Annotated in this window: 1 protein-coding gene; it reads left to right on the top strand. The window is 54.5% G+C overall.

What is annotated here, in order from left to right; genetic code table 11:
* The first annotated feature begins 48 nt into the window (after positions 1-48).
* Positions 49-1,400 (top strand): IS3 family transposase gene (locus CAG00_RS27340; protein ID WP_371915777.1). Its coding sequence is split into 2 segments (ribosomal slippage): positions 49-520 and positions 520-1,400, totalling 1,353 coding nucleotides; the frame shifts between segments, so codons are not numbered across the junction.
* Positions 1,401-1,428 lie beyond the last annotated feature (28 nt).

Below are 1,428 nucleotides of genomic sequence, written 5' to 3'. Positions count from 1 at the left end.
TGGACTGCCCCCAAGAAGTTGGACACCAATCCAACCCTTGGGGGATCTATGGGTAAATACACAGAGCAGTTCAAGCTCACGGCTATCACCGCTTACCTAGAGGGCAGCCGGGGCTTTCGCAAGGTGGCACAACACTTTGGCATCGATTTCAGCCTGCTTCGGCGCTGGGTTGCTGGCTACCAAGTCGATGCCAGCCTCAGCCCTCGCTCGCATGGTCGCCGCTACACCGAGGAATTCAAGCGGCGGGTGCTCAAGTACATGCTTGAGCATCGCCTGTCCCTGCGCCAAACAGCGGCGCACTTTGACCTTGGACAGTCCTCACAGATAGGCATTTGGCTGCGGCAGCACTACAGTGGCAGTCCTGTAGCCACTCTCGCCAAACAAAGAAAATCAGCCGTGCCGAAGAAAATTAAGCCCATCAAGCCGACAGACACCAATGACGCAGAGAAATCTCGTGAGCAGTTGTTGAGCGAGCTCGAGTATCTGCGCATGGAGAATGATGTCCTAAAGGAGTTAAAGGCTCTGCGAGAGGAGAAGGAGCGAACACGGACGAAAAAGCCCTGATCGTCTGCAAATTCAGACATAAATATCCGCTGCCCGACCTCTTGCAGATGGTGGGGTTGGCACGCAGTACCTTTTATTACCAGGTCAAGTGCCAGCAAAAGCCGGACAGGCACGCCTCGCTCAAGGAGTTGGTGCAGCGTGTCTATCACGAGGAGAAAGGGCTGTATGGCTACCGCCGCATTGCCCTTGCCATCAGGAATCAGGGGACCTTGGTCAACAAGAAGGTCATTGAACGGTTGATGGCTGAGCTTGGTTTGCAGTCCGTTGTACGCCCGAAGAAGTATCGATCCTATCGCGGCATTGTCGGCAAGGTGGCAATGAATTTGCTGGAGCGTAATTTCGTCGCGCAACGCCCCAACCAGAAGTGGGTGACCGATGTCACTGAGTTCAAAGTGGCCCAACAAAAGCTCTACCTGTCGCCCGTGATGGACTTGTACAACGGTGAGATCATCGCCTATGAAACAGCTTGCCGGCCTACCTATGGCTTGGTCGGGAACATGCTGGAAAAGGCGCTCGATGGGTTGGGTGAAAAGCCCAAGCTAGTGATCCACTCAGACCAGGGATGGCATTACCAGCAGCCCCAATACCGCCATAAGCTCGCAGCGCACGGTGTGAAGCAGAGCATGTCTCGCAAGGGTAATTGTCTGGATAATGCAGCGATGGAAAGCTTCTTCGGCACACTGAAGTCAGAGTTCTTCTACCTGAAGCGCTTTGAAAGCGTCGAACAGCTGAAGGCGGGCCTGGAGGAGTACATCCATTACTACAACCATGACCGCATCAGGCTGAAACTCAATGGCCTGAGCCCTGTCAGCTACAGGACTCAGGCCACGGGCTAAAACTGTCCAACTTTTCGGGGGCAGTCCA

Source organism: Pseudomonas sp. B5(2017) (assembly GCF_002112825.1).
GTDB classification, from domain to species: Bacteria; Pseudomonadota; Gammaproteobacteria; order Pseudomonadales; family Pseudomonadaceae; genus Aquipseudomonas; species Aquipseudomonas putida_Z.
Note: the sequence above shows the minus strand (reverse complement) of the source record. Positions and strands in the feature narration are given on the sequence as shown.